This window comes from Streptomyces sp. SX-6 (assembly GCF_059089585.1).
This window is the reverse complement of sequence record NZ_JBTHHU010000015.1, coordinates 78683-103543: the sequence shown is the minus strand read 5'-3', so window position 1 is coordinate 103543 and position 24861 is coordinate 78683. Positions and strand designations below refer to the sequence as shown.

Here is a 24861-nt window from a genome sequence, read left to right as displayed (position 1 = left end):
CGAAAAACCTAGCGGGCACCACTGACAACCGGCTCACTCCACCACTTGGCGGCCTTCGGGCCGGGCGGAGCAGGAGGCGCGGAACGCGCAGAGGCCGCAGTGCTGGCCGGGGCTCGGGGCGAAGCGTTCCTCCAGGACCCGGCCGGCCGCGGTGGCGAGGAGGTCGCCGATCCACTCCCCCTCGGGCCCCTCCTCCAGCGAGCCCTGCGTCTGGACCCTGGGCAGGGTCTCGCCGCCGTCCCTCTTCGCCGCGCCCTGCCGCAGGTGGACGAGCTCGGCGCCGCCGGGCCGCGGGCGTACGCCGCCGAAGGCCTCGTCGACGGCGCCCTGTTCGACGGCGAGCTGGTAGACGGCGAGCTGCGGATGGCGGGCGACCTCCTGCGTGCTCGGGGCGCTCTTGCCGGTCTTGAAGTCGACGACGTAGGCGCGTCCCCCGGCGTCCTGTTCCACGCGGTCCATGGAGCCGCGCACGCGGATCCGGTAGTCGTCCGCCTTGAGCGTGACGTCGAAGGCGTGCTCGGTCGCGACAGCCGCGCGGCCGCCCCGCTCCATGACGTGCCAGCGCAGGAAGCGCTCCAGGGCGGCCCGGGCGTTCTCCTTCTCCTGCCGCGACTTCCAGGGGGCGTCGAAGGCGAGCGCGTCCCAGACGGTGTCGAGGCGTTCCATCAGCACGGCGAGGTCGGCCGGGGTGCGGCCGGAGGCGACCTCGTCGGCGAGCACGTGCACGACGTTGCCGAAGCCCTGGGCGGCGGTGGCGGGGGCGTCCGCCTTCACCTCGCGGCCCAGGAACCACTGGAGTGAACAGGTGTCGGCGAGTTGACCGACGGCCGAGGGGGACAGCGCGACGGGCAGCTCCCGGTCGCGCAGCGGCACCGCGCTGTGCGTGGTCTCGTACAGGCCCCACCACCGGTCGGGGTGGGCCGACGGGACGAGTTGCTGCCCCTCGTCGTCGTGCAGCGCCGCGAGCCGGGCGAGCCGTTCGGCGGCGGCGGCGCGCAGGTCGTCCGAGGCGGCGGGGTCGACGGTGGTGGCGCGCAGCTCGGCGACGAGCGCGGCGACCGCGAGGGGGCGGCGGGGCCGCTGGGTGACGTCGACGGGCTCGGTGCCGAGCTCGGCGAGGAACCGCGACGGCTGGTCGCCGTCCTCGGCGGCGGCCTTGACGGCCGTGACGACCAGCCGCTCCCGCGCACGGGTGGCGGCCACGTAGAACAGCCGCCGCTCCTCGGCGAGCAGCGCACCGTGGCCGAGGGGCTCGGCGATCCCGTCCCGTCCGATGCGGTCGGCCTCCAGCAGCGAGCCTCGGCGGCGCAGGTCGGGCCACAGGCCCTCCTGTACACCCGCGACGACGACGAGGTGCCACTCCAGGCCCTTGGAGCGGTGCGCCGTCATCAGCCGTACGGCATCGGGCCGTACGGTCCGGCGGCTCAGGGTGTCGGCGGCGATGTCCTGGGCGTCCAGCTCGTCGAGGAAGAGGAGGGCGCCCGGTGCGCCGGTGTGCTCCTCGGTGCGGGCGGCGGTCTCGAACAGCGCGCACACGGCGTCCAGGTCGCGGTCGGCGTTGCGGCCCGCGGCGCCGCCGCGGTGTGCGGCCCGCTCGAGGCGCTCGGGCCAGGGTGTGCCGTTCCAGAGCGCCCAGAGCGCGTCCTCGACGGTGCCGCCGTGGGCGAGCAGCTCGCGCGCGGTACGGAGCAGCGCGCCGAGCCGCTGCGCGCCCCGCGCGTACGCCGGGTCGTGCGCCACGAGGCGCTCCGGCTCGGCGAGCGCCTCGGCGATGAGGACGTCCGAAGGACGCGGCACGGCGGAACCCGCGGCACGCTCCTCCTCGCGCAGGGCACGGCCCAGGCGGCGCAGGTCCGTGCCGTCCATGCCGCCGAGGGGCGAGGTGAGCAGGCCGAGTGCGGTCTCGGGGTCCACCGCGGCCTCGGCCGCCGCCCGCAGGGCCGCGAGCAGCGGGGCCACCGCCGGTTCGTGGCGCAGCGGCAGGTCGTCACCGTCGACCTCCACCGGCACACCCGCCGAGGTCAGGGCGCGGCGCAGGCCCGGTATGGAGCGCGCGCCCGCGCGGACGAGCACGGCCATCCCGCCCCACGGCACCCCGTCCTCGAGGTGGGCGCGGCGCAGGATGTCGGCGATGTTGTCGACCTCGGCGCCGGCGGTCGGGTAGGTGTACGCCTCCACCCGGCCGCTCTCCCGGACGGCGGCGAGTTCGCGGTGGGCGCGGACGGCGCCGGAGGGCAGCCGGGTCAGCGGCATCCGGCGGGTGAGCTGCCGGGTCGCCTCGAGGAGGGCGGCGCCGGAACGGCGCGAGGTGGTCAGCACCTCGACAGGCGCGGGCGAGCCGTCGGCACGCGGGAAGGCGTGCGGGAAGTCGAGGATGCCGTTCACATCGGCACCGCGGAAGGCGTAGATCGACTGATCGGGATCACCAAAAGCAACAAGCGTGCGCCCGCCCCCGGCCAATGCCCGCAGCAGCCGCGCCTGAGCGGCATCGGTGTCCTGGTACTCGTCGACGAAAACAACGTCGTACTCCCGCACCCCCGCCCCCAGCCGCTCGGCGAGGAGCACGGCCCGGTGCACGAGCTCGGCGTAGTCGATCACCCCCCGGGCGTCGAGCACGTCCAGGTACTCGGCGAGGAAGGACGCCGCCGCACCCCAGTCGGGCCGGCCGGTACGGGCGGCGAAGGCGCCGAGCGCGTCGGGGCCGAGCCCCAGCTCGCGGCTGCGCGCGAGGACCGCGCGGACCTCGTCCGCGAAGCCGCGCGTGGTCAGGCAGGCCCGCAGCTCATCAGGCCAGCGCACCGCCCCGCGCCCCTCGCGCTCCAGCTCGGCCTGCCCGGCGAGCAGTTCGCGCACGGCGACGTCCTGCTCGGGGCCGGACAGCAACCGCGGCGGATCGGCGAACAGCTCGACGTCCCGATGCGCACGCACCAGCGCGTAACAGTACGAGTGAAAAGTCGTCGCCTGCGGCCCCTGCGCACCGCCGAGCCGCGCGGCCATCCGGTCGCGCAGTTCCACAGCGGCCTTGCGGCTGAAGGTCAGTACGAGGATCCGCTCCGGGTCGGTGCCCCGGCGCACCCGCTCCGCGACGGCCTCGACGAGCGTGGTGGTCTTGCCCGTGCCCGGCCCGGCGAGCACCAGCAGCGGTCCCGCCCCGTGCTCAACCACGGCGCGCTGCCTGGCGTCCAGCACAGGGGGGGCCACCCGGCCCGGCCCGTTACGGACGAGGCGGTACGCACCCGACGACGACCGGCGCGCCCGCTGGGGAACGCCGGCGTGTCCGGTGGAAGGGGTTGAGCTCACGTGGGTCGCCGGTCCTGGTGGAAGGTACTGCCGTCGGCAGGGGAAACGACCCCCGACGGTACGCCAGGATGCCGGTGGGGTGCAGGGCGTCCCGGGAGTCACCGTACGGGCGGCGTCACCTCACCCGTTCGGGTAAGGCGTCACGCCGTCCCAGCGCGCCCGGGCCATCGCGATCCGCGGCGCACGCCCCTCGGCCTCCCGCAGCGGGGTGCCCTCGACGCGGTAGTGCTCGAGAGCGCGCCGCTCATGGCCGGGCAGCAGCACGCCGTCCGCGCGGACGACCCGCCACCACGGCACCGCGCCGCCGTAGAGCGCCATGACCCGGCCCACCTGGCGCGGCCCTCCCTCGCCGAGCCATTCGGCGACGTCGCCGTAGGTCATCACCCGGCCCGGCGGAATCCGTTCGGCGACGGCCAGCACCCGTTCGGCATAGTCGGGCAGCGCATCCTCGCTCATCCGGTCCATACTGCCGCAGGCCTCGCACCGCATTCCCGCCGGCACCCGGAGCCCGATGTTCCACAAGATCACCCAGAGTGCGCCGCCGCACTACAGGGCGTACGATCCAAGGTCCGCGCCCCTGAAGTGCACCCTGATACCCCCTTGCCCGGCCGGGCCATGCCACCATCTTCCGGGCGGTGACGGTGATACAAGAACGAGAAGACCAGGACGAAACGGACGAACCGCAGGGCGCGGAGGACCGCGCCCGCGGGGCGCTGCCCACCCAGACCGGCCGGTCGACGGGCGACCCGTATCCCTGTGACAACGAGGACGGCGAGTTCCACATCGACAAGGTCTCCGGCGACGAGCCGCTGCTTCCGGCCCGCGTCCACCGCCCCGCCGACCTGGTGCGCCTCTTCCTGGGCATCCTCGGCATCGCTCTGGTGCTCGCGGTGGTGGCCTTCGCGCACGAGACGACCACGGGCCTGACCAAGGACGTCCACGAGAGCACCGGCCAGGCGCCCCAGCTGCTGTCGAGCCTGGCGGGCCTCACCGCCAACGTGGCGATCTTCATCGTGCCCGTGGCGTTCGCCGTCGAGCGGCTGATCAAGCGCGACGGGCTGCGCATCGCCGACGGGGTCCTCGCCGCCGTCCTCGCCCACGGGGTCTCCCTCGCCACCGATCTATGGGTCGCGAAGTCCGCCCCCGACACGATCCACGACGCGCTCATCCGGCGCATCCCCGGCGGCGGCGTCACCGACCCGGTGCACGGCTATCTCGCCCCCGTGATCGCCTATATGACCGCCGTCGGCATGCAGCGACGCCCGCGCTGGCGAGTGGTCATGTGGGCAGTACTCCTGCTCGACGCCTTCGCAGTGCTCGTCAACGGCTACACGACACCGTTCTCGATCGTCATCACCGTGCTCATCGGCTGGACCGTCGCCTACGGCACGCTCTACGCCGTCGGCTCGCCGAACGTGCGCCCCACCGGCCAGCACCTGCTCGCCGGACTGCGCCGCGTCGGCTTCTCGCCCGTCACCGCCCTGCGCACCGAGGACCCCGCGGAGTTCATCCACCACGACCGGGGCCGCCGCTACATCGTCACCCTGGAAGAAGGCGCGCCCCTCGACGTCACGGTGGTCGACCGCGAACAACAGGCGCAGGGCTTCTTCTACCGGCTCTGGCAGCGCCTCGCGCTGCGCGGCATCACCCAGCGCCGCAGCCTCCAGTCCCTGCGCCAGGCCCTGGAGCAGGAGGCGCTGCTCGCCTACGCGGCCATCGCCGCGGGCGCCAACGCCCCCAAGCTCATCGCCACCTCCGAGCTCGGCCCGGACGCGGTGATGCTGGTGTACGAGCACATCAGCGGCCGGTCGCTCGACGGCATCCCCGACGAGGAGATCACCGACGAGCTGATGACCAGCGCCTGGCAACAAGTACAGGCCCTCCAGTCCCGTCGCATCGCCCATCGCAGGCTCGACGGCGACGCCCTCCTGGTGGATCGTTCCGGCAATGTGGTGCTCACCGACCTGCGCGGCGGCGAGATCGCGGCCGGCGACCTGGTGCTGCGCATGGACGTGGCCCAGCTCCTGGTCACCCTCGGCCTGCGGGTCGGCGCCGAGCGCGCGGTGACCACGGGCGTCGACGTCCTGGGCCCGGACGCCATCGCGGACAGCCTCCCGCTCCTCCAGCCCCTCGCCCTCACCCGCGTCAGCCGCGCGACACTGCGCCGGCTCGCCCGCGACCGGGCCGAGCGGGAGCGCGAGCGGGTGCTGGAGAACGCGCGCCTGGCCAAAGAAGCCCGGGCCGCGGACACGAGCAGCGACCGCAAGGCGCTCAAGGCCGAACGCCAGGCGGAGAAGAAGGCCGTCGACGAAGCGCTCGAAGAGGCCCGCGAGGAAGACCTCCTGGCCCGCATCCGCCGCCAGGTCCTGCTCATCCGCCCCCAGGCGCCGATAGAGCCCGTACGCCTGGAGCGCATCAAGCCGCGCACCCTGGTCAGCTTCGTCGCCGGCGCGTTCGCCGCGTACTTCCTCCTCACCCAGCTCGCACACATCCAGTTCGGCGACCTCGTCGACCGGGCCAACTGGATCTGGGTGGCAGTGGCGGTGGCCTTCCAGGTACTCACCTATGTCGCCGCCACGATGAGCCTGCTGGGCTTCGTGCCGGAAAAAGTGGGGTTCGGACGCACGATCCTGGCCCAGGTGGCGGGCTCGTTCGTCAAGCTTGTCGCCCCGGCCGCGGTGGGCGGCGTGGCGCTCAACACCCGCTTCCTCCAGCGCGCGGGAGTACGCCCCGGCCTGGCCGTGGCGAGCGTGGGCGCGTCACAGCTCTTCGGCCTGGCCTGCCACGTCCTCCTCCTGCTGTCGTTCGGCTATGTGACCGGCACCGAACGCAGCTCCTCGCTGGGCCCCTCCCGCACGGTGATCGGCGGACTGCTGACAGCAGCGGTCCTGGTCCTCGTCGTGGCCGCGATCCCGGTGCTCCGCAAGTTCGTCTCCACCCGCGTCCGTTCCCTCTTCGCCGGCGTGGTCCCCCGCATGCTGGACGTGCTCCAGCGGCCCCAGAAGCTGCTCTCCGGCATCGGCGGCATGCTCCTGCTGACCGCGGCGAACGTCATGTGCCTCGACGCCTCGATCCGCGCCTTCGGCGGTGAGCTGAGCTACGCGAGCATCGCGGTGGTCTTCCTGACCGCCAACGCACTCGGCTCGGCCGCGCCCACACCCGGCGGCGTGGGAGCCGTCGAGTTCGCGATGACCGGTGCACTGACCTTCGCCGGTCTCGCGGCGGACATCGCGGCGCCCGCGGTGCTGCTGTTCCGCCTCATGACCCTCTGGCTCCCGGTGCTGCCCGGCTGGTTCTCCTTCACGCACCTGACCCGCAAGGGCGCGATCTAGCAACAGCAAGCCGAACCAACCGCCCCACCTTGCAGATGCGACCGGCATCGCCATAACGTGCCGCGCATGCGGTCCTACACCATCGGCCGGGCGGCCCGTCTGCTCGGCGTCAGCTCCGACACCGTCCGCCGCTGGGCGGACGCCGGACGAATACCTACCCAACGTGACGAGTCCGGCAGACGGATCATCGACGGCACTGACCTCGCGGCATTCTCGGCGGCCCTCGCCGCGGAGAACGCGGCGGCCGAAGATCCCTACACCACCGCCCGCAACGCGTTCCCCGGCATCGTCACCGCCGTGAAGCTCGGCGACGTCGCCGCCCAGGTCGAGATCCAGGCAGGACCGCATCGCCTGGTCTCGCTCCTCACCCGCGAGGCCGTGGAGGAACTCGGCCTGACCGTGGGCATGGAGGCCGTGGCACGCGTCAAGGCCACGAACGTGCACATTGACCGCGCGCAGGAGAACTGATGCACCGCACCACACGCCGTACCGCCCTGGCCGTCGCCCTGCTGCTGCCCCTGGCCGCCTGCGGATCGTCGAAGGACGACGCCAAGGACCCCACCACCCTCAAAGTGCTGGCCGCGGCGTCCCTCACGGACGTCTTCCGCCAAGCAGGCTCGGCATACGAGAAATCACACCCGGGCACGACGGTGAAGTTCTCCTTCGCGGGCTCGCAGGAACTGGCCGCGCAGGTACGCCAGGGGATACCGGCCGACGCGCTGGTCACGGCGGACACCAAGACCATGGACGACCTGCGGTCCCAGACAAACACCCCCGAAACCATCGCGAAGAACCGGCTGGTCATCGCGACAACAGAGGGAAACCCCAAGCACATCAAGGGACTTGCGGACCTGGCGGACAACAACCTCAAGGTCGTCCTCGCAGCCCCCGAGGTCCCCGTAGGCCGCTACAGCAAGAAGGTCCTCGACCGCCAGCACATCACCGTCAAGCCGGTCTCGCAGGAGCCGAACGTCCGGGCGGTGCTCAGCAAGGTCTCCCTCGGCGAGGCGGACGCGGGGATCGTGTACGTCACCGATGCGATGGCGACGAAGGGCAAGGTCGGGACAGTGGATGTCCCTGACGCGCAGAACGCGCTGGCCGCTTACCCGGCCGCGACGCTGAAGGACTCGAAGCACACGAAAGAAGCGGACGAGTTCGTGAAGTGGCTCGCCGGGCCGGAGGCGCAGCAGCTGCTGCGTACGGCCGGCTTCCAGCAGCCGTGAGAGCCTGCCGGACCCCTCTGACGCTCGGGGTGCCTGCCACGTTGGCGGTGGTGTTCCTCCTGCTGCCGCTGGCGGGCGTGCTGGCGCGTACGCCCTGGGACACACTGCCGTCCCGGCTGACCTCGCCCGAGGTCAAGGAAGCACTGACGCTCTCACTACTGGTATCAGCCTGGGCACTCCTGCTGAGCCTCTGCCTCGGGGTGCCGCTGGCCTGGCTGCTGGCCCGGGTGGAGTTCCGCGGCAAAGCACTCGTGCGGTCCCTGGTGATGCTGCCGATGGTGCTGCCGCCGACGGTCGCGGGCGTGGCACTGCTGCAGGGGTACGGACGACGAGGAATCGTCGGCCCATGGCTCGAGCAGTTCGGGGTGACGCTGCCGTTCTCGACGGCGGGGGCGGTGGTCGCGTCCACGTTCGTGGCGATGCCGTTCCTTGTCATCAGCCTCGAGGGGTCGCTCGCAGGGCTCCAGCCCCGCTTCGAGGAGACGGCGGCGTCGCTGGGGGCCTCACCTCTACGGGTGTTCCGTACGGTCACGGTGCCGATGGTCGCGCCGGGGCTGGCCGCGGGGGCGGCGCTCTGCTGGGCGCGGGCGCTCGGGGAGTTCGGGGCGACGATCACGTTCGCGGGCAACTTGCCGGGGGAGACACAGACGTTGCCGTTGCAGGTGTATCTGCTGCTGCAGGACGACCCTGAGGGGGCTACGGCTGTTTCGCTGCTGTTGTTGGTGATTGCGGCGGCAGTGCTGCTGGGTTTGCGGGGCCGTTGGCTCGGCCCGGAGCCGTCGGGGGGCACGCCCCTGGGGAGACTCTCCCGCACCACCCGTGGCTCCCAACCTCGGCGACTGCGGCGGATGACGCCCGACGGGCAGGAGGGGACGGGGCGGGGCGGGCCCTGGCAGGGACGTAAGGGTTATTTGCGGGCCAAGTTCCGGGTTCCCTTTGGGGACGCCGGGCTCCGGCCCGTAAATAATCCAGTCCCAGAAGGGCCCGCCCCGCCCCGGCCCCGACCCACCCCGCACCCCCTGCGCACCACCGTCCACGGTGCGACGAACACCGGCCTCGACGCCCCCGCCGGCACCACCATCGCCGTCGTGGGCCCCAACGGCGCGGGCAAGACAACCCTGTTGCGCGCCCTCCTGGGCCTCACCCCCCGCGCAACCGCGCACCCCCTCCTCCTCGGCGACACCGACGTCGCGCAACTCCCCCCGCACCAACGCCGCATCGCCTGGGTCCCGCAGGACAACGCCCTCTTCCCCCACCTCACCGCCCTGGCCAACACCGCCTACGGACTGCGTGCCCAGGGCGTACGCAGACAAGACGCCTACGCCGAAGCACAGCAATGGCTGGACCGCCTGGACGTAGGCGACCTCACCCACCACCACCCCGGCCAACTCAGCGGCGGCCAGGCCCAACGCGTGGCCCTGGCCCGCGCGTTGGCCGCACGGCCGAAGCTCCTCCTCCTGGACGAACCACTGGCGGCGCTGGACCAGACGACACGAGCGCACGTACGCCAGACGCTGCGCACGCACCTCTCCGCCTTCCCGGGCGTCTGCCTGCTGGTCACCCACGACCCGGTGGAAGCCATATCCCTCGCGGACAGAATCCTCGTCCTCGACAACGGCCGAACAACCCAGTACACAACACCGACAGACCTCACACAGCATCCCCGCTCTCCCTGGGTGGCCCGCATGCTGGGCCGCAACGCCTGGCAGGGCAAGACCACCACGGACCGCACCGTCCTCCTCGACAACGGCATGACCCTCACCTCCGCGGACCCCCTGCCCCCCACCGCGACAACAGCCCTGGCGATCGTCGCCCCGGAAGCGGTGTCACTCCACAAAGACCGCCCCACCACCAGCAGCCCCCGCAACATCTGGCCCGGCACGGTCCGGGAGATCACCGCCCAGGGCAGCCGCCTCCGCGTCCTGGTCGACGCACAGCCGGACGTCATCGCCGAGATCACCCCGGAAGCGGCAGCCGACCTGGGCCTGACCGAGGGCACAGAGGTCTGGGTGAGCGTAAAGGCAACAGAGGTCACCCTCACCACCACCTGACGCTCCTCACCCGAACGCACCACACTGCGCGCGCTCCCCGCTCCCCCGCCCGGAGGATGGATGACGTCCCCCTTCCATCGAGTTCCGCCGAACCCCGGGAGCGCACCGTGTCCAGATCCCTACGGGCCGGGTGCCTGCTCTCGTCCACACTGCTCGCGCTGGCGGCCTGCACAAGCGGCGGCAACGCCGAACAACATCAGGCAGACCAGCAGTCGTCCACCCCGCACCCGCACGCCCAGAAGCTGAGCTGGAGCACGTGCCCGGCCCCGGCGACCAGCGAGGGCGCACCGTCCAAGAAGCCGGGGAACGACTGGGAGTGCGCAACGCTCCAGGCGCCCCTGGACTACGCGCACCCGGACGGCGACACGATCGGCATCGCGCTGATACGCGCGAAGGCCACGGACCAGGCGCACCGCATCGGCTCGCTGGTGTTCAACTTCGGCGGCCCCGGCGGCTCCGGCGTGACAACCCTCCCCGCGTTCTCGGACGACTACAAGAACCTGCGCACACGCTACGACCTCGTGAGCTTCGACCCCCGCGGCGTGGGCCGCAGCAGCGGCGTCACATGCCTGGACGACAAGGAACTCGACGAGTACTACGCGGCAGGCTCAACCCCCACCACCAGACCAGAGGAAAACGACCTGGTCACCCGCGTACAGAAATACGCGGCAGGCTGCCAGAAGAAGTCCGGGAAGGTCCTCCCGTACGTCGGCACGGCCAACGCGGCCCGCGACATGGACCTCATACGCGAGGCGCTCGGCGACGACAAACTGCACTACTTCGGGGTCTCGTACGGAACCGAACTGGGCGGCGTATACGCCCACTTGTTCCCCGACAAGGTAGGCAGAGCCCTCTTCGACGCAGTGGTGGACCCCACAACAGACCCGGTCCAGAGCGCACTGGCCCAGACCAGCGGCTTCCAACTGGCCCTGAACAACTACATGACGTCATGTCCCCAAACCCACGACAACTGCCCCACAGAACACGACATCACCACCCTTCTCGACCGTCTCAGCAAGAAGCCGGTCTCCGGCGGCGACGGACGCGAACTGACCCAGTCCCTCGCGACCAGCGGCATCGCACAGTCGCTGTACTCGAAGGACTTCTGGGACTACCTCACCGAGGGCGTGGAGGACGCGGAGAACGGTGACGGACGGATCCTCCTCGCCCTCGGCGACGCGATGAACGGCCGCGGCCAGGACGGCCATTACAGCTCGCTGCAGGCGTCGCTCACGGCGATCACCTGCGCGGACTTCTCGCAGCGCTACGGCATCGACGACATCACCACCAAGCTGTCGGAGTTCCGCAAGGCGTCCCCCGTCTTCGGGGACTTCATGGCGTGGGGCCTGACCCAGTGCACCGGTTGGCCCGTAAAGGGCGAATGGCAGACACCCGATGTGAGCGCGAGGGGCGCCGCGCCGATACTCGTGGTCGGCAACACCGGTGACCCGGCCACCCCTTACGAGGGAGCGCACAAGATGGCGCAGGCGCTGGGTCCGGGGGTGGGTGTGGAGATGACGTACCGGGGCCAAGGCCATGGGGCGTACGACAGTGGTAACAACTGCGTGAAGAACGCAGTGGACGCGTACCTCCTGAACGGTACGGTTCCGGGACACGACAAGGTGTGCTCATAGCACCCATAGCACAGCAACACATCCACCGTCCCACCCCCTCTCGAATGTCAGTGGCCCGCACTACGATCGCCCGTACGCACTGCCACACACTGCCACGTACTGCCAACAGGCCGAAGGGGGGCGGGAAATGCCTCCGTCCAACCGATCACGGGTGGTCACCGGCGCCCTGGCCGTCGCCGCGCTGCTGGCGACGCTCATAGCGCTGTGGCAGACGCAGTCGGGCCCCCTGACCGAACCGGGCCCGGCGCACGAGCCGACGCACGCGCCGGACCACACACCGGCGCGCTCACCCGTCCCGACCCCGCGCGCCCTGCCCACGAACCATGAGTACGCCCCTTCGGGCCATGAGCCCACGCGGATTCCTCCGTAAAGTCGAGGGCATGAGTCCCTCACGGCCAAGGACCCTCCCACTGGCGTCCGCCGCGCTCGCGCTCGCTCTCATGGCCGCCGGCTGCGGCGGGGGCGGGAGCGGCGCCGACGACAACACGGACAAGAACGCCAACGGCAAGGACCGGCAGGAAGCGGCAAGCGGCGGCGGCACCCGGATCGACTGGCAGCCGTGTTCCGCTCCCACCGCCGCCCAGGGCGGCGGCAAGGCGCCCGGCAAGGACTGGCAGTGCGCGAAGCTGCCCGTCCCGCTGGACCACACGAAGCCGGACGGCGAGAAGATCGAGCTCGCGCTGATCCGGGCGAAGGCCACGGACCAGGCACACCGCATCGGCTCGCTGGTGTTCAACTTCGGCGGCCCCGGCGGCTCCGGCGTGGCGTCCCTGCCGGAGTTCGCCGGCAGCTACGCCAAGCTGCGCTCGCGCTACGACCTCGTGAGCTTCGACCCCCGCGGCGTGGGCGAGAGCGCAGGGGTCCAATGCCTGAGCGACAAGGAGATGGACGATACAGAACAGGTCAATACAACCCCCCGCACGGACGCCGAGCTGAAGGAAACCCTGGCCGCCAACAAGAAGTTCATCGACGGCTGCGACCGGCACGCGGGCAAGCTGCTCCCCTACATCGACACGACGAGCACAGCCCGCGACCTCGACCTGATCCGGGCCGCGCTCGGCGACGCCAAGCTGAACTACTTCGGCATCTCGTACGGCACCGAACTGGGCGGCGTCTACGCGCACTTGTACCCCCAGCACGTCGGCCGGTCCGTCCTCGACGCCGTGGTGGACCCGACCCAGGACCCCGTGCAGGGCAACCTCGGCCAGACCAAGGGCTTCCAGCTCGCCCTCGACGACTACCTCAAGGACTGCGCGGCGCACAGCGGCGACCTGGGATGCCCGTCCCAGGGCGACATCACGGATCTCCTCCAGCAGCTCGCCAAGAAGCCCCTGCCGACCTCGCAGGCGGGCCGTGTGCTCAACCAGGACGAGGCCGTGAACGGCATCGCGTCCGCGCTCTACTCCAAGGACACGTGGAAGTACCTGACGATCGGCCTGAAGGAGGCCACGGTCAAGGGCACCGGCGACACCCTCCTGCTGCTCTACGACTCGATGGCGGGCCGCGGCCCCGACGGCCGCTACAGCAACCTCCAGGCGGCCAACCGGGCCATCACCTGCACGGACGCCGAACAGCGCTACTCGGTGCAGGACGTACAGGCACACCTGCCGGAATTCCGCGCGGCCTCCCCCGTCTTCGGGGAATCGGCGGCCTGGTCGCTGCTCGACTGCACGGGCTGGCCGGTCAAGGGCAAGTGGCGCACGCCGGACGTGAGCGCCAAGGGCTCCGCGCCGGTCCTCGTCGTCGGCAACACCGGTGACCCGGCCACCCCTTACGAGGGCGCGAGCCAGATGGCACGGCAACTCGGCGACAAGGTGGGCGTCGAGGTCACGTACAAGGGCGAGGGCCACGGGGCGTACAACAGCGGCAACACCTGCATGGTGCGCACGGTCAACACGTACCTGCTGGACGGCACGGTCCCGTCAGCAGGCACGACCTGCTCGTAGCGGAGTAGCGGAGTAACGGCCGTGCGGGCCGGCGAAACCGGCCCGCACCAGCCATCAGTACACCGGCTTGTCCGGCTCGATCTGGTTGACCCACCCGATCACGCCGCCGCCCAAGTGCACCGCGTCCGCGAAGCCCGCGGACTTCAGCACGGCCAGCACCTCCGCCGAGCGGACACCCGTCTTGCAATGCAGGACGATCTTCTTGTCCTGCGGCAGGTCCTGCAGGGCACCGCCCATCAGGAACTCGTTCTTCGGCACGAGACGAGCACCCGGGATCGAGACGATCTCGTACTCGTTCGGCTCGCGGACATCGATGATGTCGATGTTCTGGCCCTCGTCGAGCCACTCCTTCAACTGCTTCGGAGTGATCGTCGAACCGGCCGCCGCCTCCTGGGCCTCCTCCGACACGACGCCGCAGAACGCCTCGTAGTCGATGAGCTCCTTGACGGTCGGGTTCTCGCCGCAGACCGCGCAGTCCGGGTCCTTGCGGATCTTGACCTGCCGGTAGGACATCTCCAGGGCGTCGTAGATCATCAGCCGGCCGACGAGCGGCTCGCCGATGCCCGCGAGCAGCTTGATGGCCTCGTTGACCTGGATCGAGCCGATCGACGCGCAGAGCACGCCGAGCACGCCGCCCTCGGCGCAGGAGGGGACCATGCCCGGCGGCGGGGGCTCCGGGTAGAGGCAGCGGTAGCAGGGACCGTGCTCGCTCCAGAACACCGATGCCTGGCCGTCGAACCGGTAAATGGATCCCCACACATAGGGCTTGCCCAACAGCACGCAGGCATCGTTCACCAAATACCGCGTGGCGAAGTTGTCCGTGCCGTCGACGATCAGGTCGTACTGGGCGAAGATGTCCATGACGTTCTCCGCCTCCAGGCGCTCCTGGTGGAGAACGACGTTCACATAAGGGTTGATGCCCAGCACCGAGTCCCGCGCGGACTCGGCCTTGGAACGGCCGATGTCCGCCTGCGAGTGGATGATCTGGCGCTGCAGGTTGGACTCGTCGACCTCGTCGAACTCGACGATGCCCAGCGTGCCCACACCGGCCGCGGCGAGGTACATCAGGGCGGGCGAGCCGAGGCCGCCCGCGCCGACACAGAGCACCTTGGCGTTCTTGAGCCGCTTCTGCCCGTCCATCCCGACGTCGGGAATGATCAGGTGGCGGGAGTATCTGCGGACCTCGTCGACGGTGAGCTCGGCAGCCGGCTCGACCAGGGGTGGCAGCGACACGGGGACTCCGTAGGTCGGTATGTCAGTACGGTCGTTCTCCCCGTAACACTGCCACGCCCCGTCTCATTCCAAGAGACCAGGTCCGATGCGCGAGACGACATCGTCCCAGTAGCCGGGCACGGACTCCCAGGGGTTCACGCCGTCGTGATCGGTGCGGTCGGTGAGATAGACCGTGCCCGCGCCCTGGGCGCGGGCGAGGGACAGCGCGTCGTCCAGGTGGGAGCGCGGGACGCTGTGCACGAGATGGCAGAACCGGCCGGGCGGATGGCCCGCGGTCCACTCCGGCGCCTGGGACCAGCGGTAGCGGGACCATGTGCCGGAGAAGGTCACCAACTGGTCGGCGAGGGAGGCGTATCCGGGCACCGGATGCCGGCCGTGCCACAGCACGAGGTACGCGCGCTCGCGCAGCGTGCGCAGCGCGCCCGTCAGGCGCCGCACCTCGGGCAGCGCCTCGGTGTCCATGGGGCAGCGGGCGAGCGCGAAGCCGTCGGCCTTGTACCAGTTGAGGTAGCGCTGCGCGTCCGACAGGAGCTCGCCGAAGGGGCGCGCGCCGAAGGCCATGTCCAGGTGGCCGAGGACGCGTACGCCCGCCGTGCGCAGCGGGACGACGGCGGCCGACCAGTACGGGTCCGGGCGGCTGCCCGGACCGGCGGAGGCGCCGCCCAGCACCGCCCAGTCCAGGGGCAGGCCCGCGCGGGAGAGCCGCCCCCATTCGACGGGGGCCAGCAGGGGGTGGCCGAAGCCGGGGACGCCGATCCGCAGCGGGACGCTCCCGGCGGGCGGCGGGCGGCGCCTGCCCGGCGAGGTCAGATGCGACACGCGGCCTCCATCCAGATGTCGGCCAGCGACTCCTCCAGGGCGATCCGGGGCCGCCAGCCGAGCCGGTCGCGCGCCGTGCGCACGTCGGCCTGCTGCCAGCTGCCGCAGCCGTCCGGGTAGGGGTAGGCGGGCGTGGTGCCCAGGTGCGGGTCGTCGAGTTCGTGGAGGGCACCCCCGAACCCCGCGACGCGGGCGAGGGTGGCGGCGACCTCGCGCAGCCGGAACGCGCGGCCGGTGCCGATGTTGACCGCGCCCTGGGCGGCGGAGAGCGAGGCGGCGTGGACGGCGCGGGCGATGTCGCGGACGTCGACGAAATCGCGCTGGACGCCGAGGCCGGTGAGCTTGAGCTCACTGTCGCCGTTCTGCATCGCGCGCCGCATGGCCTCGGCGAGGCGGCCGAGCGGGGAGCCCGCGGGGGTGCCGGGCCCGACGGGCGAGAACACGCGCAGCACGATGGCGTCCAGGCCGGAGCCGAGCACCAGCTCGGTGGCGGCGAGCTTGCTCACCCCGTACGGCCCGCCCGGGCGCGGCACGGCGTCCTCGGCCGTGGAGGAGCCGGGCTGCGAGGGCCCGTACTCCGAGGAGCACCCCAGCTGGACGAGGCGCGCCCCGCAGCCGCTGCGGCGCAGCGACTCGCAGACGGTGGCGACGGCGACGGTGTTGTGCCGGGCCAGGTCGCGCGCCCCGCCCCGGGTCGCGCCCGCGCAGTTGATGACGACGCCGGGGTGGACGGCGTTGAGGAACCGGGTGAGTGCGCCGGGGCTGCCGGTGGCCAGGTCGAACCGGACGTCGGCGTCGTCGCCCCGGCCGAGGGCGGTGAGCTGGACGGCGGGGTCGGCGAGCAGCCGGTCGGCCACGAAGCGGCCGAGGTAGCCGTTGGCTCCGAGCAACAGGACCCTCATCGGTCGCGTCCTCGCTCTCGCCCGGTGATGCGGAGGGGGTGAACGGTCATCTTTCATGCTCCTCTGACGGGAAAGGACTCCCCGCGCCCGTGGACCGAGGCCCGGGACAGCGCGGGGAAGACGTGGGCCAGCAGGGCGAGCGCGGGGAGGGCGCAGGCCGCGAGCGGCAGGGCCGCGGCCCCGTACGCGCCGGTCACCGAGCCGACGGGCCAGGCCAGGGCGCCGCAGCCGGGCAGCCGGGCGGCGAGCAGGGCGCCGAGCGGCACGGCCTCCGCCGCCGCGGCGGCGAGGGTGGCGGTGACGGCGGGCCGGGGCAACCCGTGCGCGGCGAGCAGACGGGCCAGGAAGAGCAGCCCGCCGAGCGCCGTCACGGCGGCGAAGGCGAGGGCGGAGGAGGCGGGCCGGCCGGCGGGCAGGGCCGAGCGCCCGGACCACACGGACGCCAGCAGCACGGCGAGGAAGACGCCGACCGCGACCGCCAGTACGGGCCGTACGCGCGCCCGGAACTCGGCGAGCGAGCGGCTCGCGGCGAGCGCGTCGCGCGCCCGCGCGGCGAACCAGTGGGCGCACCAGGCGGCGGGCGCGACAACACAGGCCAGCGCGAGGGCGGTTGGCGCGGCGACCGCGGCCAGGGCGTAGGCGCCGGGGACATGGTGGCCGTGCAGCAGCGCGAGGAGGATCCGGTCGCCGACGAAGCCGTAGGCGAGGAGCCACAGCCAGGCGAGCCGCCCGGTGGCTCCCCAGCCGCTCCTGCCGGGACGCACCGCGCACCGGCGGCCGGGCCCCCGCCGCTCCGGATCCGAAGGCCCCGGAGACACCGCAACAGCGGGGGCCAGCGGCTCGCCCTCCACGCGGGCGTGGAGCTCCTCCGCGAGCGAGAACACATCGCGGTGGCGGTACTCCGCGGCCACGCGGTCGGTGACCCCGTGCGCCTCGAGCCCGGCGGCGATCTCCAGCGGGTCCACCGCGTGGGCGCACAGCGCATGGTGACGGTGCATCAGTGACTTGACGGGGTCGGCCGTCGCCCCGGCGGCTATGCCGGCATGGGCCGGTGAGGTGTCGGTACGAGGCTCGCCGGATGCCGTCGAAACGGCGGACGCGGATACGGTCATCGGCGACCCGCCCAGGTCGGCGAGCCGGCGCGGGGCGACCAGGAGAGGGCGGCGTCGGATCGGGCGGACTCGGCGAACGGGGCCGTCTCGTCGGTGGTTTCGGGCCGGACCGGGGCCCGGGAGAGGATCTCGAGGTAGATGGCGCCGAACGCGGAGATGTTCTGTTCCACGGTGAAGAGCTCGAGGGCCCGGGCCCGGGCGGCGGCGCCGAGGCGGGCCCCGCGCCCGGGGTCGCGCAGCAGGGCCAGGCAGGCGTCGGCGAGAGCGCCCGGGTCGTTCGGCGGCACCAACAGGCCGGTGCCGCCGATGACTTCGCGCACCGCCTCGGCGTCGGGGGAGACGGTGGCCCGGCTGCAGAACATCGCCTCGGCCAGCGGCACGGGGAAGCCGTCCGAGGCGCCGGAGAGGACGACGACGCCGGCCGCCGCGTAGTCCTCCGGGCCGCAGGACGTGGCGTGGCAGACGCCCTCGAGGCCGTCCTCGTCCTCCCGTGTGCCGATGACCTTCACCTGTACGTCCGGTTCGGCCTCGCGCAGGGCGGCGAGGGCCAGGCGCAGCGAGGGTTCGGTCCGGCCGCCGACCACGAGCACGGCCGACGTGCCGCCGCCGCTCTCCCCCTCGCCGACCTCCTCGTAGAGGGTCGCGTCCATGCCGGGGTGGACGGTGCGTTGTCGCGCGCGTTCCGCGCCGCACCGCTCCTGCCATCGTCTGACCTGCGCGTCCCCCGGGGTGATCAGGGACGCCTGGCCGTAGACCTCGGCGGCGAGCCGCCGGTGGAAGGCCGACATGAGCGCGCGGACGGCGGGCGAGAGCCCCGCCGGGCTCGCGAGGTAGTACTCGCGCAGGTGGACGCGGTACTCGGTGACGAGGAGCGGCGTGCCGAAGAAGCGTTTGCCGAGCAGCCCGGGGAGTGCGGCGGGCCCGGCCGAGGTCGCGTGGCACAGGTCCACCCGGGCCAGCCCGAGATCGCCGTCGGCGGCCCCGTACCAGTCCTGGGACAGCGGGCGCAGCGCCCGCTCCAGCAGGCCGGAGACGACGAGGAGGTCGGCGACCCGGGCACCGTACGCCGACGGGTGGGCGCCGGGTGCGCGGCAGGCCGTCTCCAGTGTGCGCAGGGCCTGTTCGGAGCGGAGCGCGGCGGCGAGGCCGCCCTCGTCGCGGGCGAGGTCGGCGAGTCCGTAGAGGCCGTCGGCGAAACGGTACGCCTCCTCCTCCGGTGCGGTGATCGCGGTGGCGAGGTCGGCGAAGTGCCCGGCGAATCGCCTGCGTTCGCGCCGTCCGTACGATCCGTAGGCGCGCCCGGCGCAGCCCGGTGCGGGGCCACCCCACAGCGGGGCGGCCCGTACGCGGCGGACGTTGCCCGGGAGTGCGTGCCAACCGCCGTCCTCCTGACGGGCGGTGCGGCTCAGCGCATAGACCTCGAACTCGTGCCGGCCGAGTCCCCGCACCAGCCGGTCGCACCACTCCCCACCCTCACCCACGGCGTACGGGTAACCACCCTCGGTCAGCAGTCCCACGCGCACGAGTGCACCCCCGAATCTCCTCGACACCGACTCGACACCGACGTACGGCAGCCGGGAGCACGCTATGGGGGTGCGGAGGCGGCGCGACGGACGGTTGTCCGTCGCGCCACCGGAAGGGGTGAACGGGCGTGACTTTCCCGTTCGACGGGCGTTATCGGGCTCTAAGCGGTGGCCTCCGCCGGTTCGAGCCGGGGGACGGAGGCGAGCAGGCCCTGGGTGTAGGGGTGTTGCGGCCGTTCGTAGACGGTGTCGGCCGGTCCCTCCTCCACGATCCGGCCGTCCTTCATCACCACGAGCCGGTCGCTGACCTGCCGCACCACGGCGAGGTCGTGTGCGATGAACACGAGCGCGATGCCGAGTTCCTTCTGCAACGTTCCGAGCAGGCGCACGATCTGAGCCTGTGTGGTGACGTCGAGGGCCGAGACGGCCTCGTCGCAGACGATCAGCTTCGGCTCGGGGGCGAGCGCCCGGGCGATGCCCACGCGCTGCCGCTGGCCGCCGCTGAACTCGTGCGGATAGCGGTGGTAGGCGTCGGGGTCGAGGCCCACCCGCTCCAGCAGCTCCCGCACCCGGGCGACGATCTCGGCGTCGCCGAGCTTCCCCGCCGCGCGCAGCGGGTCGGCGATCGATTCGCCGATGCTGCGGCGGGGGTTGAGCGAGGAGACCGGGTCCTGGAAGACCATCTGCAATTCGCTGCGGAAGGGCCGCAGTTCGCGTTCCTTCAGCCCGCCGATGTCGCGGCCCCGGTAGCACAGCCGGCCGCCGGTGGGTTCCAGCAGGCGTACGAGCATCCGCCCGAGCGTGGTCTTGCCGCTGCCGGACTCCCCCACCACGCCGACCGTCTCGCCGGCCCGTACGGTCAGCGACACCTCTTCGACGGCGGTGACGGTCTGCTTGCCGCTCCCGAACCGCCGCCCCAGGCCATCGGCTTCGAGGAGCACCTCCCCGTCCTCCGCGGGGCTCTGCTCGCGCCGGACCTCGACCCGCGGCACAGCGGCCAGCAGGTCGCGGGTGTAGGTCTCGCGCGGGGACCGGAGCACCGTGCCCACGGGCCCGCGCTCCACCGCGCGGCCGTTCCTCATCACCAGCAGTTCGTCGACGCTGTCGGCCGCGACGCCCAGGTCGTGGGTCACCAGGATCAGGCCCATCCCGGTCTCGGCGCGCAACTCCCGCAGCAGGCCGAGGATCTGGGCCTGGACGGTGACATCGAGGGCGGTGGTGGGCTCGTCGGCGATCAGCAGGCGGGGTTCGCAGGCCATCGCCATCGCGATGAGGGCGCGCTGGCGCTGCCCGCCGCTGAACTCGTGCGGGCGGGAGCGCGCCCGGCGCGCGGCGTCGGGGATGCCCACCCGGTCGAGCACCTCCACGGCGCGTGCGCGCGCCGCGCGCCGGGTCATCCCGCGCCGGTGGACACGGAGGACCTCGGCGATCTGGTCGCCGATGGCGTGGTAGGGGTCGAGCGAGGAGAGCGGGTCCTGGAAGACCATGGCCGCCACCCCGCCGCGCACCCGGCGCAGTTGGGCCTCGTCGGCCGTACCGATGTCGTGCCCGGCCACCTGGACCGTGCCGCCGACACTCGCGCCCGTGCCGCGATGCAGCCCGAGCAGCGCGGACGCGGCCGTGCTCTTGCCGGAGCCGGACTCGCCGACGATGCCGAGCGCGCCACCCTCGGCGACCTCGAAGGAGAGGCCGTCCACGGCCCGTACCTCGCCGCCTTCCTCTCCTCCGAAGACGACGGAGAGGTCCGCGACGGAAACCAGCGCGGTCATCGCAGGGCCACCCTTCGGTCGGCGACGGCGTAGAGCACGTCCGCCGCGATGTTGGCGATCACGACGGCGGCACCGGTGACCATCACCACACCGACCACGACCGGCAGGTCGATGGTCCTGGTGGCGTTCACCAGCAGCTGTCCGATGCCGGGCAGGCCGAACATCGCCTCGGTCAGCATGGCGTTGCCGAACATCGACCCCAGGTCGGCTGCCGTCAGCGCGATGACGGGCGCCAGCGCGCCGCGCAGCGCGTGCCGGGTGACGATCGACCGCTCGGGGACGCCGTAGGCACGGAAGGTGCGGATGTGGTCCTCGGCGAGTGTCTCCAGCACCGAACTGCGGGTCAGACGGGCGTACTTGGCCGACTCCAGCAGCGCCAGCGACAGGCAGGGCAGCAGCAGGTTCCAGGCCCACTGCTCCGGATCGTCGCTCAGCGGCACATAGTTGGGGAAGGGCAGCCACTCCAGGTAGGAGCAGAAGAGCAGCAGCAGCCCCAGCGCGGTGATGAAGACCGGCGTCGCGGTCCCGGCGAGGGTGAGCCAGGTCAGCACCCGCTCGGTCACCCCGCCGCGCCGCAGCGCGGACAGCAGTCCGGTGCCGATGCCCAGGATCAGCCACATCACCATGGCGCCGAGCGCGAGCGACGTGGTGGCGGGCAGCCGGTCCGCGATGAGACCGGTGACCTGCTGGTCGTTCTGGTAGGAGAGGCCGAAGCAGGGGGCGTCGCAGTGCAGCACGCCGGTGCCGGTGGAGTAGTCGTGCCCGGCGACGAGCCCCTGGAGGAAGTGCCAGTACTGCACGTACACCGGGTCGTTGAGGCTCAGCTGTTCGCGCACCTGCCGGATCTGCTCCGGGTTGCAGCGCGGGCCGCACGCCAGGCGCGCGGGGTCGCCGGGGGCGAGGTAGAAGGTCGCGTAGATGACGACGGAGAGCACCAGCAGGACGACGATCCCGCCGGCGATCCGGCGCAGCAGGTAGCCGGTCATGCCGAACCCCCCGCCGGACGGCGGTCCTTCAGGAGGCGGCCCTTGCCCCGGATCCTGCCGACGCGCAGCCGCGACGCCTCGCGCGGGTCGAGCGCGACGCGCACGGCGTCCCCGAGCACGGTGAAGGCGAGCGTGGTGACGAACAGCAGCAGCGCCGGGAGCACCACGTACATGGGGTCCGCGCGGTACCACATCGTGGCCGACGAGAGCATCTGTCCCCACGAGGGGGTCGGCGGTTTCACGCCGACTCCGAGGAAGGACATGGACGCCTCCAGGACGATGTTGGTCGGCAGCATCACGGCCGCGTAGGTGATCACGGGTGCGGCGAGCGCGGGCAGCAGCTCGCGCCGGGCGATGCGCCAGGACGACGCCCCGGTCAGCCGGGCGGCCGAGACATAGTCGAGCTTCTTCAGGGAGAGCGTCTGCGCCCGTACGACGCGCGCCATGCCGCCCCAGGCGACGAGGCCGATGACGATGACGAGCAGCACGGGACGCGGGAAGTCCTCGGGGACGACGACCGTCACGGCGATGGCGAAGACCAGCAGCGGCATCGCCACCATCACATCGGTGATACGGCCGAGCACACTGTCGGCGAGCCGGTTGCCGAGCCCGGCCGCCAGCCCCACCACGAGGGCGACCACGACCTGCACCAGCGTCGCGCCGAGGGCGACGAGCAGCGAGACGCGGGCGCCGTAGAGGAGCCGGACGAACAGGTCGCGCCCGGTGCCGGGTTCGACGCCGAGCCAGTGGTCGGCGCTGATCCCGCCGAACGAGCCGAGCGGCACGCCGCCCTGGGCCGAGTTGACGAGGCCGTCGTGGTACGCGTTGGGGTCCTGGCCCTCGAGCGCCGCGAGCAGCGGCGCGGCGAGGGCGAGGACGACGAGCAGGGCCAGCACGGCGGCGGCCGCGAGCGCGGACTTGCGCGCGCGCAGCCGCTGCCACGCTCCGGTCAGTCGGGCACTCACTTGACCGCGACCTGCGAGACGTCGAGGACACCGGTCCAGTCACTGATGACGACGTTCTTGACGTCCTTGCCGAACAGCCGCTTGTAGACCGGGTGGAACAGCGGCACGGTCAGCGCCTGCTCGCCGAGCTTCTTGTCCAGGGCTCCCCAGCGCTGCGCGGCGGCGTCATGGTCGGTGATCTTGTTGATGGCGTCGATCTCGTCGTTGACCTTGGGGTCGTCGAGCTGCGACGTGTTGAAGTTGGCGCCGTCCTTGACGATCTGGCGGCCGTCGAAGCTGGGGGCCAGGAAGGGGCCGCCGGAGGGCCAGTCGGCACCCCAGTGGGCGAGGAAGAGGTCGGGCTGCGTCTTGACGCTGTGGACCTTCTCGTCGTACGCGTTGTCCTCCAGGCCCGCGAGCTTCACCTTGAAGCCCGCCTTGCCGAGCGCGGCCTGCACCGCGGTGGCGATGTCGGGGCTGGTCTCGAAGTCCTGGGCGGTGTTGTGGGTGAGCGTGATCTCCAGCCCGTCCGGGTAACCGGCCTCCTTCAGCAGCTCCTTGGCCTTCTCCGGGTTGCCGGTCGCACCCGCCGGGAAGGGGTCGTAGGGCATGTAGCCGAAGGACTTCTGGTTGGGCAGGAAGGTGGTCGCGGCCTCGGCGAGCGAGGAGCCGCCCGCGGCGTTGACGACGCTCGTCCGGTTGATCGCGTAGGCCACGGCCTGGCGCACCTTCGGGTCGTCGAAGGGCTTGTTCCTGGTGTTGAACGCCAGGAAGTTGGTGTAGCCGAAGTGCCCGGTGCCGACCCGGCCGGCGAGCGCCTTGTCGCCCCCGATCTGGGCGAGTTCGGCGGGGCCGAGGTTGGTGTCGGTGGTCACCGCGGCGGCGTCGGCGCCCGAACCGCCCGACAGCCGCTGGTTGATGACCGCCGAGGAGAGCCCGGCCTGCACGTCGACCTTGTCGGGGTAGGCGTGCCGCTCCTTGTCCGTCGCCTCGGACCAGTTGGGGTTGCGGTCGAGCACCAGGTGCTGCCCGTCGCCCTCGTTCTTGACGACCTTGTACGGCCCGGACGAGACGGGGTGCTCGGCGTACTTGGCGCCGGTGTCCTTCGCCTTGGGCACGGGCGCGAACTGGGTGGAGGTGGCGAGGTAGGGGAAGTCGCCCTCGGACTTGCGCAGGCGGAAGACGATCGTCTTGTCGTCGGGCGTCTCGATGGAGTCGAGGCCCTTCCCCCTCTTTTCATCAGACGCAGCCTTGTAGGGGCCCTGATAGGTGTCGCCGCCGACCAGCCAGTCGCGCAAGTAGGGCGCGCCGCCGGAGAGTTCGGGGGCGAAGGAGCGCTCGATGCCGTACTTGATGTCGGCGGAGGTGATGGGCGAGCCGTCCTCGTACTTCAGCCCGTCCTTGAGACGGTACGTCCACACCTTGGCGTCCTCGCTCGGCTTGCCGGTGTCGGTGGCGAGGTCGGGGACGACCTTGGTGCCCTCGGCGCCGTCGGCGCGGTGGCGGGTGGTGAGCGTACGGAAGACGAGCCCGGGGACGTTTCCGCCGCCGGAGGTGTAGAGGCGCGCGGGGTCGAACTGTTTCTGCGGCTGTCTGTTGAGGACGGTCAGCGTGCCGCCCTTTTGCGGCGCACCGGCGGCCCCCTTTCCGGCGTCGCCGCCGCTGTCCTTGGGACCGCAGGCCGCGGCACCGGTGACGAGGGCGGCCACGGCGGCGGCAGCGGCTATTCGGCGGGCGGGGACGGGGAGTTGACGACGCATGTCGGTGCCTTTCGCGGGCTTCGCGGGCTGAGGAGAGGGGGATTCCGGGCAGGAAACACCCGCGGAAGGCGGTTGACCAGATGCGCGGCAGAGCGCGAAGGAAAACGAGACCGCCCCCGGCGGGAAGCGGCTCGGGGGATGCTGTGTTGTTCAGCGATGAGGGCAGTCTCAGCGACAGTCGATGTCGGCGACAGTGTGCGCGGTCACGCCGATGAGCGCCAGCTGGAAGCCGGCGAGCTCGAGTGCGTGACGATGCGACATGCGTAGAAGATTGAACGAATTTTCGCCCAGGAGCAAAGGTGTCCCGGCATGCGAGACGATCCCTCT

19 protein-coding genes are annotated in these 24861 nt (G+C 71.8%); 7 read left to right on the top strand and 12 right to left on the bottom strand.

Going from position 1 to position 24861, the window contains the following annotated elements; translation table 11 throughout:
* Positions 1 to 33 precede the first annotated feature (33 nt).
* Positions 34 to 3300, bottom strand: a complete 3267-nt coding sequence (locus ACV530_RS19900) for an ATP-dependent helicase (RefSeq protein ID WP_494333892.1) — start codon at positions 3298 to 3300, stop codon at positions 34 to 36.
* 120 nt (positions 3301 to 3420) lie between these two features.
* Positions 3421 to 3765 carry an MGMT family protein gene (locus ACV530_RS19895; RefSeq protein ID WP_494333891.1) on the bottom strand — a complete coding sequence of 115 codons (345 nt, stop codon included), beginning with the start codon at positions 3763 to 3765 and terminating at the stop codon, positions 3421 to 3423.
* A gap of 176 nt (positions 3766 to 3941) precedes the next feature.
* Here ACV530_RS19895 and ACV530_RS19890 point away from each other — a divergent pair, with 176 nt between their 5' ends.
* The 7 genes from ACV530_RS19890 to ACV530_RS19860 all read left to right on the top strand — a co-directional run bounded on the left by ACV530_RS19890 (position 3942) and on the right by ACV530_RS19860 (position 13486).
* Positions 3942 to 6632: a lysylphosphatidylglycerol synthase transmembrane domain-containing protein gene (locus ACV530_RS19890; RefSeq protein WP_494333955.1), complete on the top strand. Its 2691-nt coding sequence runs from the start codon at positions 3942 to 3944 to the stop codon at positions 6630 to 6632.
* 66 nt (positions 6633 to 6698) lie between these two features.
* Positions 6699 to 7100 (top strand): TOBE domain-containing protein, encoded by a 402-nt coding sequence (locus ACV530_RS19885; protein ID WP_494333890.1) that lies wholly within the window; start codon positions 6699 to 6701, stop codon positions 7098 to 7100.
* The gene (modA, locus tag ACV530_RS19880; protein ID WP_494333889.1) at positions 7100 to 7855 is read left to right on the top strand and encodes a molybdate ABC transporter substrate-binding protein; all 756 of its coding nucleotides are present in this window, start codon (positions 7100 to 7102) and stop codon (positions 7853 to 7855) included. The genes ACV530_RS19885 and modA overlap by 1 nt, the downstream gene beginning before the upstream one ends.
* Positions 7852 to 9906 (top strand): ABC transporter permease, encoded by a 2055-nt coding sequence (locus ACV530_RS19875; RefSeq protein ID WP_494333888.1) that lies wholly within the window; start codon positions 7852 to 7854, stop codon positions 9904 to 9906. The genes modA and ACV530_RS19875 overlap by 4 nt, the downstream gene beginning before the upstream one ends.
* Before the next feature lie 56 nt (positions 9907 to 9962).
* Positions 9963 to 11540, top strand: coding sequence for an alpha/beta hydrolase (locus ACV530_RS19870; protein WP_494333887.1), 1578 nt, complete (start codon positions 9963 to 9965; stop codon positions 11538 to 11540).
* Between the two features lie 127 nt (positions 11541 to 11667).
* Complete coding sequence (locus tag ACV530_RS19865) at positions 11668 to 11910, top strand: hypothetical protein (RefSeq protein WP_494333886.1); 243 nt, start codon at positions 11668 to 11670, stop codon at positions 11908 to 11910.
* A 10-nt stretch (positions 11911 to 11920) separates the two neighbouring features.
* Positions 11921 to 13486 carry an alpha/beta hydrolase gene (locus ACV530_RS19860; RefSeq protein WP_494333885.1) on the top strand — a complete coding sequence of 522 codons (1566 nt, stop codon included), beginning with the start codon at positions 11921 to 11923 and terminating at the stop codon, positions 13484 to 13486.
* 54 nt (positions 13487 to 13540) lie between these two features.
* Here ACV530_RS19860 and moeZ read toward each other — a convergent pair whose 3' ends face one another.
* The 10 genes from moeZ to ACV530_RS19810 all read right to left on the bottom strand — a co-directional run bounded on the left by moeZ (position 13541) and on the right by ACV530_RS19810 (position 24795).
* Complete coding sequence (moeZ, locus tag ACV530_RS19855) at positions 13541 to 14719, bottom strand: adenylyltransferase/sulfurtransferase MoeZ (RefSeq protein ID WP_494333884.1); 1179 nt, start codon at positions 14717 to 14719, stop codon at positions 13541 to 13543.
* Between the two features lie 63 nt (positions 14720 to 14782).
* Complete coding sequence (locus ACV530_RS19850) at positions 14783 to 15538, bottom strand: spherulation-specific family 4 protein (protein ID WP_494333883.1); 756 nt, start codon at positions 15536 to 15538, stop codon at positions 14783 to 14785.
* On the bottom strand, positions 15526 to 16440 hold the full coding sequence (locus tag ACV530_RS19845) for an NAD-dependent epimerase/dehydratase family protein (protein ID WP_494333882.1): 915 nt from the start codon (positions 16438 to 16440) through the stop codon (positions 15526 to 15528). Before ACV530_RS19845 ends, ACV530_RS19850 begins: the two co-directional genes overlap by 13 nt.
* A 53-nt stretch (positions 16441 to 16493) precedes the next feature.
* Positions 16494 to 17552 carry a hypothetical protein gene (locus tag ACV530_RS19840; protein WP_494333881.1) on the bottom strand — a complete coding sequence of 353 codons (1059 nt, stop codon included), beginning with the start codon at positions 17550 to 17552 and terminating at the stop codon, positions 16494 to 16496.
* Positions 17549 to 19069, bottom strand: a complete 1521-nt coding sequence (locus tag ACV530_RS19835; protein ID WP_494333880.1) for a DUF3492 domain-containing protein — start codon at positions 19067 to 19069, stop codon at positions 17549 to 17551. The genes ACV530_RS19840 and ACV530_RS19835 overlap by 4 nt, the downstream gene beginning before the upstream one ends.
* Positions 19070 to 19236: 167 nt before the next feature.
* A complete protein-coding gene (locus ACV530_RS19830) occupies positions 19237 to 20844 on the bottom strand; it encodes an ABC transporter ATP-binding protein (protein ID WP_494333879.1) in 1608 nt (535 codons plus the stop codon).
* Positions 20841 to 21830, bottom strand: coding sequence for an ABC transporter permease (locus ACV530_RS19825; protein WP_494333878.1), 990 nt, complete (start codon positions 21828 to 21830; stop codon positions 20841 to 20843). The genes ACV530_RS19830 and ACV530_RS19825 overlap by 4 nt, the downstream gene beginning before the upstream one ends.
* Positions 21827 to 22795, bottom strand: a complete 969-nt coding sequence (locus ACV530_RS19820; protein ID WP_494333877.1) for an ABC transporter permease — start codon at positions 22793 to 22795, stop codon at positions 21827 to 21829. The genes ACV530_RS19825 and ACV530_RS19820 overlap by 4 nt, the downstream gene beginning before the upstream one ends.
* The gene (locus ACV530_RS19815; protein ID WP_494333876.1) at positions 22792 to 24534 is read right to left on the bottom strand and encodes an ABC transporter substrate-binding protein; all 1743 of its coding nucleotides are present in this window, start codon (positions 24532 to 24534) and stop codon (positions 22792 to 22794) included. The genes ACV530_RS19820 and ACV530_RS19815 overlap by 4 nt, the downstream gene beginning before the upstream one ends.
* A 168-nt stretch (positions 24535 to 24702) precedes the next feature.
* Positions 24703 to 24795 carry an Ms4533A family Cys-rich leader peptide gene (locus ACV530_RS19810; protein ID WP_494333875.1) on the bottom strand — a complete coding sequence of 31 codons (93 nt, stop codon included), beginning with the start codon at positions 24793 to 24795 and terminating at the stop codon, positions 24703 to 24705.
* Between the last annotated feature and the right edge of the window lie 66 nt (positions 24796 to 24861).

Excerpts from the sequence above, each read along its gene's own strand:
- ACV530_RS19895 (WP_494333891.1), bottom strand. The coding sequence starts at position 3,765 with ATGGACCGGATGAGCGAGGATGCGCTGCCCGACTATGCCGAACGGGTG.
- ACV530_RS19885 (WP_494333890.1), top strand. The coding sequence starts at position 6,699 with ATGCGGTCCTACACCATCGGCCGGGCGGCCCGTCTGCTCGGCGTCAGC.
- modA (WP_494333889.1), top strand. The coding sequence starts at position 7,100 with ATGCACCGCACCACACGCCGTACCGCCCTGGCCGTCGCCCTGCTGCTG.
- ACV530_RS19870 (WP_494333887.1), top strand. The coding sequence starts at position 9,963 with ATGGATGACGTCCCCCTTCCATCGAGTTCCGCCGAACCCCGGGAGCGC.
- ACV530_RS19865 (WP_494333886.1), top strand. The coding sequence starts at position 11,668 with ATGCCTCCGTCCAACCGATCACGGGTGGTCACCGGCGCCCTGGCCGTC.
- ACV530_RS19860 (WP_494333885.1), top strand. The coding sequence starts at position 11,921 with ATGAGTCCCTCACGGCCAAGGACCCTCCCACTGGCGTCCGCCGCGCTC.
- ACV530_RS19845 (WP_494333882.1), bottom strand. The coding sequence starts at position 16,440 with ATGAGGGTCCTGTTGCTCGGAGCCAACGGCTACCTCGGCCGCTTCGTG.
- ACV530_RS19840 (WP_494333881.1), bottom strand. The coding sequence starts at position 17,552 with ATGACCGTATCCGCGTCCGCCGTTTCGACGGCATCCGGCGAGCCTCGT.
- ACV530_RS19830 (WP_494333879.1), bottom strand. The coding sequence starts at position 20,844 with ATGACCGCGCTGGTTTCCGTCGCGGACCTCTCCGTCGTCTTCGGAGGA.
- ACV530_RS19825 (WP_494333878.1), bottom strand. The coding sequence starts at position 21,830 with ATGACCGGCTACCTGCTGCGCCGGATCGCCGGCGGGATCGTCGTCCTG.
- ACV530_RS19815 (WP_494333876.1), bottom strand. The coding sequence starts at position 24,534 with ATGCGTCGTCAACTCCCCGTCCCCGCCCGCCGAATAGCCGCTGCCGCC.
- ACV530_RS19810 (WP_494333875.1), bottom strand. The coding sequence starts at position 24,795 with ATGTCGCATCGTCACGCACTCGAGCTCGCCGGCTTCCAGCTGGCGCTC.